The organism is Pseudomonas sp. (assembly GCF_051660785.1).
GTDB lineage: Bacteria > Pseudomonadota > Gammaproteobacteria > Pseudomonadales > Pseudomonadaceae > Aquipseudomonas.
The window spans coordinates 33991-40065 of record NZ_JBOFQE010000009.1 but is presented as its reverse complement, the minus strand read 5'-3'; the positions used below and the strand labels follow the sequence as shown (position 1 = coordinate 40065).

7 protein-coding genes are annotated in these 6075 nt (G+C 60.6%); 3 read left to right on the top strand and 4 right to left on the bottom strand.

The window, feature by feature from the left end; genetic code table 11:
• Window positions 1-305: 305 nt before the first annotated feature.
• Together ACRC4F_RS03055 and ACRC4F_RS03050 are read right to left on the bottom strand one after the other, a co-directional pair.
• Window positions 306-677, bottom strand: a complete 372-nt coding sequence (locus ACRC4F_RS03055; protein ID WP_010462132.1) for a YajD family HNH nuclease — start codon at window positions 675-677, stop codon at window positions 306-308.
• Between the two features lie 48 nt (window positions 678-725).
• On the bottom strand, window positions 726-1412 hold the full coding sequence (locus ACRC4F_RS03050) for a spermidine synthase (protein ID WP_027925870.1): 687 nt from the start codon (window positions 1410-1412) through the stop codon (window positions 726-728).
• A gap of 80 nt (window positions 1413-1492) precedes the next feature.
• Between ACRC4F_RS03050 and ACRC4F_RS03045 the strand changes: the two genes are divergently transcribed.
• Window positions 1493-1783: a hypothetical protein gene (locus ACRC4F_RS03045; RefSeq protein WP_438658027.1), complete on the top strand. Its 291-nt coding sequence runs from the start codon at window positions 1493-1495 to the stop codon at window positions 1781-1783.
• Here the strand turns inward: ACRC4F_RS03045 and ACRC4F_RS03040 are convergent.
• Together ACRC4F_RS03040 and ACRC4F_RS03035 are read right to left on the bottom strand one after the other, a co-directional pair.
• On the bottom strand, window positions 1780-2253 hold the full coding sequence (locus tag ACRC4F_RS03040; RefSeq protein WP_438658026.1) for a cyclic nucleotide-binding domain-containing protein: 474 nt from the start codon (window positions 2251-2253) through the stop codon (window positions 1780-1782). The genes ACRC4F_RS03045 and ACRC4F_RS03040 overlap by 4 nt on opposite strands.
• A gap of 209 nt (window positions 2254-2462) precedes the next feature.
• The gene (locus tag ACRC4F_RS03035; RefSeq protein WP_438658025.1) at window positions 2463-4517 is read right to left on the bottom strand and encodes a S9 family peptidase; all 2055 of its coding nucleotides are present in this window, start codon (window positions 4515-4517) and stop codon (window positions 2463-2465) included.
• A gap of 248 nt (window positions 4518-4765) precedes the next feature.
• Between ACRC4F_RS03035 and ACRC4F_RS03030 the strand changes: the two genes are divergently transcribed.
• Both ACRC4F_RS03030 and ACRC4F_RS03025 read left to right on the top strand, forming a co-directional pair.
• Window positions 4766-5263 carry an MFS transporter gene (locus ACRC4F_RS03030; protein WP_438658024.1) on the top strand — a complete coding sequence of 166 codons (498 nt, stop codon included), beginning with the start codon at window positions 4766-4768 and terminating at the stop codon, window positions 5261-5263.
• A gap of 26 nt (window positions 5264-5289) precedes the next feature.
• Window positions 5290-6066: a class II glutamine amidotransferase gene (locus tag ACRC4F_RS03025; protein ID WP_438658023.1), complete on the top strand. Its 777-nt coding sequence runs from the start codon at window positions 5290-5292 to the stop codon at window positions 6064-6066.
• Window positions 6067-6075 lie beyond the last annotated feature (9 nt).

Below are 6075 nucleotides of genomic sequence, written 5' to 3'. Positions count from 1 at the left end.
ACCAGAAACGGTTAATCGGGCATTTTTATGAGTGTTCACTCGGGGCCTCCGGGTACTTGGTTTGGTTCGCACCTCCAATTTTCCGGAAAAGCCCCGAGTGAACAACCTACAGAGAGATCACAGCTAGCTCCCACATTGGATCCTGGGCGTTCACACATACTGATGCGCACAGAAGTTCCCCTGTGGGAGCTTGCCTGCTAGCTCCCACATTGGATCCTGGGCGTTCACACATAATGATGCGCGCAGAAGATCCCCTGTGGGAGCTAGCCTGCTAGCGATGAGGCCAGTTGGGGCACTGAAGACCTTCAGTCGTCTTTCTTCATCAATCCCGCTAAAGCCGCAAACGGATTATGCGTAGCCTTGGCAATCTTCGGCGTGCTCAGCGAGCCTTCGTGGAAATACTGCTGGTCGGTATACCGCGAGTGTTCGTTGTCGTGGCAATACAGGCACAACAGTTCCCAGTTCGAGCCGTCCTGGGGGTTGTTGTCGTGGTTGTGGTCGCGGTGGTGCACGGTCAGTTCGCTCAGGCGCTTGCCGGAGAACTCGCGGGCGCAGCGGCCGCACACGTGCGGGTACATCTTCAGGGCTTTGTCGCGGTAACCCATTTCCTTGTCGCGCTGATTGTCGGCGAGGATGCGATCCAGCTTCGAGGTATTGGTCGGCGTTGACGAACTCATGGGTTCACCTTTGTAAAAGACTAATGACGGTTATGACGTGAGTTTAGCTCAGCCCTTGAGCTTCTCGGCAATCCAGATGGTGTGGCGCGTGCCTTTGTTGCCGTGGGCGAAGACCTGGACTTCCTCGGCCTTGAAGCCAGCTTTCTTCAGTTTGTCGGAAAACTGCTTGTCTGCGCTGGCCGACCACACCGCCAGCACGCCTTTGGGCCGCAGGGCCTTGGCGCAGGCGCTCAGGCCACCGGCGGAATAGAGCCAGCTGTTCGCCCTTTGAGTCAGGCCTTCAGGGCCGTTGTCGACGTCGAGCATGATGGCGTCGAAGCCTTGTGGCTCGGCTTGCAGCACTTTGGCCACGTCTTCCATGCGAATCACGGTGCGCGGGTCGAGCAGCGGATTGCCGGCTTTTTCTCCCAGCGGCCCGCGGTTCCACTCCACCACGCCAGGCACCAGTTCGGCGACTACCACTTCAGCGGTCTTGCCCAAATGCTTGAGGGCCGAGGCCAGGGTGAAGCCCATGCCAAGGCCACCGATCAGCACGCGGGAGTTCGGTCGGCCGGCCACTTTGCGGCAGGGGATCTCGGCCAGGGCATCTTCGGAACCGTGCATGCGGGTGTTCATCAACTGCCCGCCGTCGCCGCCCTGGATCTTGATGACGAAATCCTCGCCATACTCGAACAGGCACAAGGCGCCGCCGTTTTCAGGGATAGGGGCGGTGTCGAGCAGAACGAAACGTTTCATGGAAATCTCAAATTGGGGGAAGGCAAACAGAGGCAGTTGGGAGTAGCCTGCCAATGACAACAAGGCCAATGGAGCCATTGATGAAGCGCACCATTCTAACGGTCATTGCCTCGGCCGCGCTCTCGATAACTGCAGTGCAGGCCCAGCAGTTGCAGCCCGTTCCGATCAGCCCGGCGCCGATGCCCGGTTCGCCCGGCACCGCGACCCCGACGCCGTATCCACAAATCACCCCATCCACCGCACCCAGGACCGGGCCTGGCAGTGGCGGCCCACCGCTGGTGCCGATCGACATGCCCAGTCCACCGGTCAAGGATCAACCGGTACCGGGCCTTGAGCCAAACAGCCCGAAGACCAAGTCGCCCGGCGGTTAAACCTGCTGCGAGAGCAGTTGCCCGTCTGCCATGCGCAGGCGTTTGGAGAGGGCGACGGCGAGGGCGCGGATGATCTTGGCGGCGATTTTCGGCGCGTCATTGATCATCTTTTCCAGAGAGTCCTTGCCCAGGTTCAGCAGCTGGCAGTGGCTGGCGGCCACGCAACTGGCCGAGCGGCGTTCGCCATCGAGCACCGCCATTTCGCCGAACGACCGGCCGCTGCGCAAGGTGGCCATGGTCACCAGTTGCCCATCGCCGTTGGTCTTCTGCACCGACACCTGGCCGGTGTGGATGATGCACATGAAGCTGCCGGCATCGCCCTCATGGAAAATCTCTTCGCCTTCGGCGATGGTGCTGATGCTGAAGTAGCCTGAGGCGGCGGCGAAGTCTGCTGGCAGCAGTTGATCGAACAGGCCGCAGTCCATCAGCCAGTCGCGGATTTCGTTGTTCAGTAAGGTCGGTTCTGACATGTCGGCACGGTCTTTTTTTTGTGTCTGTTTCCGGTTGTTCGGGATGTCCCCAATCCCCTGTGGGAGCGAGCCTGCTCGCGATTACGGTGTGTCAGTCACGTAATATTGACTGAAAGTCCGCTATCGCGAGCAGGCTCGCTCCCACATTGGAATTGTGTTGGATCGGGCCCGGTGTCTGGTGTTAAGACCAGCGCGCCGGGCCAAGTTCCTCAGGCAATCCCCAATACCTTGAAAACAAATGCGTATTCGAGTGCTACGTCACGCAATCCCTGGTAACGACCGCTCATTCCGCCATGCCCGGCGCCCAGTTCGGTCTTGAGCAAAAGCGGCTTGTCGTCGGTTTTGGTCGCGCGCAATTTCGCCACCCACTTCGCCGCTTCCCAGTACTGCACGCGGCTGTCGTTGTAGCCAGCGATCACCAGGGTTGCCGGATAGGCTTGCGCGGTGACGTTTTCGTACGGGGCATAGGCTTTGATCCGATCATAAACGTCCGGCTCTTCAGGATTGCCCCACTCGTCGTATTCGGTGACTGTCAACGGCAGGTCCGGATCGAGCATGGTGTTGAGCACGTCGACGAACGGCACCTCTGCAATGGCCGCGCCGAACAGGTCCGGACGCTGATTGAGCACCGCGCCGATCAGCAATCCGCCGGCACTGCCGCCGCTGATCGCCAATTGCTGCGAAGTGGTGAAACCGTTGTCGATCAGGTGTTCGGCACAGGCAATAAAGTCGCTGAAGGTGTTGTGCTTGTGCTCCTGCTTGCCGGCGCGATACCAGGCTTCGCCCAATTCACCGCCGCCACGCACGTGGGCAATGGCAAACGCCACGCCGCGATCGAGCAAACTCAAGCGGGCGTGAGAGAACCACGGGTCGAGGCTTTCGCCATACGCGCCGTAGCCATATAGATACAGCGGCGTCGGCTGCCCGAGTGCTTCGCGTTTGACGACATAGCTGATCGGCACCTGCGTGCCATCGGGAGCCGTCGCCCACAGGCGCTGGCTGACGTATGCGTCGGCGTCGAACGGGCCGAGCACCGGGGTTTCCTTGAGGACTTTCTGCTCGCCACTGTCCAGTTCAAGCTGACGGATCTGCGCCGGACGGTTCAAGGCCTCGTAACGCAGGCGGATCCTGTCGCTGACAAATTCCAGACTGTTCTGCACGTGCAGGCTGTACGCCGCATCCGGCAGTTGCACGCGGTAGCTCGGCAAGTCCTGCGGGTGGACTTCAATGATTGGCAAGCCGCCGATCCGCAGGCTCAGGGTCATCGCGCCGACGTTCAGGCTCATGCCCTCGATCATCGTGCTATCGCTGTGGGGGATCAGGTTCTGCCAGTCGGCCTCTGTCGGCGCAACACCGGTATCGACGGCGGTATACAGGGCAAAGTTGATGCCGTCGCGATTGGTGCGAATGAACCAGGCCCATTCGCCGTTCAGCGTGCCGTGGTCGACGTCGTATTCATGGTCTTCAACCCGCGGCGCCAGGCAGGTAAAGGCCTGCTGCGGCTGCGAGGCGTCGAGGACCCAGACTTCGCTGGTGGTCTTGCTGCCCAGCGACAGCAGCAATTGCTGTTCGGAACTGGAGCGGTAGCAATGCAGGAAGAATCGTCCGTCCGGCTCGTTGAACACTTCTTCGGCTGCCGTGCCGTCCAGTCGATAGCGCAGCAGTTTGTGCGGACGGTGGGTGTCGTCCAGTTCGCCGAAAAACAGCGTCAGGCTGTCGTTGGCCCAGGTCATGCTGCCGTCGCAGTCTTGAAATTCGAGTTCGCTGACACGTCCGTTGGACAATTCCTTCACGAACAGCGTGTAAATCTCGTCGCCCGTGGAGTCGATGCTGTAGGCCAGGCGTTGATGGTCCGGGCTGATACTGAACGCGCCGAGGGAAAAGAAACCGCCGTTGGCCAGCTCGTTCGGGTCCAGCAGCAGCTGCTCCTGGCTTTCATCGAGCTGTAGGCTGTCATCGGCCGGACGCGGGCAGCGGTAGTGGCGGGCGTATTCGTCACCGGCGGTGGTGCGGGTGTAATACAGGTACGGGCCCCAGGGGGAGGGCAGTGACAGGTCGGTTTCGAGAATCCGGCCCTTGATCTCTTCGAACAGGGTTTCGCGCAGCCCGGCCTGATCGGCGGTTTGTGCTTCCTGGTAGCGGTTTTCAGCCTTGAGGTAGTCGAGCACTGCGTCGGTGTCGCGCTCCTGCAGCCAGGCATACGGGTCATTACCCTCGGCCTTGCGGGCGATAGGGGCGTCGGAAACGTTGGCGGATAAAGGCATGAAGGACTCTCGAACGATGTACGGAAAATAGGGTTTCGCAGACTGTAGGCAAATCTTGATGCCTGTGCAGTTCCTGTAGGAGTGAGCCTGCTCGCGATGGCGGACGGCCAGACAACATGAATGTTGAATGTACTGACCTCATCGCGAGCAGGCTCGCTCCTACAGGGATTGCGCTTTACCGACTGGCATTGGAGCAAGCCTGACGGGCGAAAAGTCGTTACTATAAGCGCCTCTTTGCCTGCCTTGCCATGGACACCATGACCGAGAACGACTATCTGATCGCCTGGGGCCTCTACGCCTTTGCCGCTTTAGGCTGCCTGTTGGTGTGGATGCGCATCACCCGCTGGATGTGGCGTTGGTTGCGCGAACCGCTGCGGCTGCTGGTTGCCGTGCTGCTGTTCAGCCCGACCATCATCGACCCGGTGAAGGAAAAAGTGGCCCCGGCCATCGCCATCACTGCGCTCGACCTGCTGTTCAAGGTCGGCAACAACGCTTGGCGGGCGGTTTCCGATCTGTTCATGTACGGCATGATCGCCTTCGGCATTTACCTGGTTTATGTGGCAATCCGTTTCCCGATCGAACGCGCCGCCAACGCTCGCAAGGAGCAGGCAGCCGCCGCCAAGGCCGCGGCCCGGGCCGATGATCCTGATGAAGATCATCCGTTCGGCGGTGCCGGCGATGATCGTTACGGACGTCCGCCAGTGCCGAGCAACCCTCAGCGTTTGCGGGTCGAACCGCGTTTGTAAACCGGCCTTGAAGCGAGAATCCGAGCATGTGTGAGTTATTGGGCATGAGCGCCAATGTGCCGACCGATATCGTGTTCAGCTTCACCGGGCTGATGCAGCGCGGCGGCCGCACCGGTCCGCACCGGGACGGTTGGGGCATCGCCTTCTACGAGGGCCGCGGCCTGCGGCTGTTTCAAGACCCGGCGGCTAGCTGCGAGTCTGAAGTGGCGAACCTGGTGCAGCGCTATCCGATCAAAAGCGAAGTAGTGATCGGGCACATTCGCCAGGCCAACGTCGGCAAAGTCTGCCTGTCCAACACGCATCCTTTCGTGCGTGAACTGTGGGGCCGCAACTGGTGTTTCGCCCACAACGGTCAGCTTGCGGATTTTGAGCCGATCAAAAGCTTTTACCGCCCCGTTGGTGACACCGACAGCGAAGCGGCGTTCTGCGATTTGCTCAACCGTGTGCGTGCAGCGTTTCCGGAGCCGGTCGAGATCGAAGCGCTGCTGCCGGACCTGGTCGCCGCGTGCGCCGAATACCGCAGCAAAGGCGTGTTCAACTGCCTGCTGAGCGACGGCGACTGGCTGTTCTGTTATTGCTCGACCAAATTGGCCCAGATCACCCGCCGCGCCCCGTTCGGCCCGGCGCGCTTGAAGGATGTCGATGTGATCGTCGATTTCCAGGCCGAAACCACGCCCAACGATGTGGTCACGGTGATCGCCACCGAACCCCTGACCGAAAACGAAACCTGGACCCGCTACGAAGCGGGCCAATGGAGCCTCTGGCGACGCGGCGAATGCGTCAGCCAGGGCAAGACCGAATAAGGATCACAC

What these genes read in the sequence shown, in the direction of transcription:
- ACRC4F_RS03030 (WP_438658024.1), top strand. Translation starts at nt 4,766, where the DNA reads ATGGACACCATGACCGAGAACGACTATCTGATCGCCTGGGGCCTCTAC.
- ACRC4F_RS03025 (WP_438658023.1), top strand. Translation starts at nt 5,290, where the DNA reads ATGTGTGAGTTATTGGGCATGAGCGCCAATGTGCCGACCGATATCGTG.
- ACRC4F_RS03035 (WP_438658025.1), bottom strand. Translation starts at nt 4,517, where the DNA reads ATGCCTTTATCCGCCAACGTTTCCGACGCCCCTATCGCCCGCAAGGCC.
- ACRC4F_RS03050 (WP_027925870.1), bottom strand. Translation starts at nt 1,412, where the DNA reads ATGAAACGTTTCGTTCTGCTCGACACCGCCCCTATCCCTGAAAACGGC.
- ACRC4F_RS03055 (WP_010462132.1), bottom strand. Translation starts at nt 677, where the DNA reads ATGAGTTCGTCAACGCCGACCAATACCTCGAAGCTGGATCGCATCCTC.
- ACRC4F_RS03045 (WP_438658027.1), top strand. Translation starts at nt 1,493, where the DNA reads ATGAAGCGCACCATTCTAACGGTCATTGCCTCGGCCGCGCTCTCGATA.
- ACRC4F_RS03040 (WP_438658026.1), bottom strand. Translation starts at nt 2,253, where the DNA reads ATGTCAGAACCGACCTTACTGAACAACGAAATCCGCGACTGGCTGATG.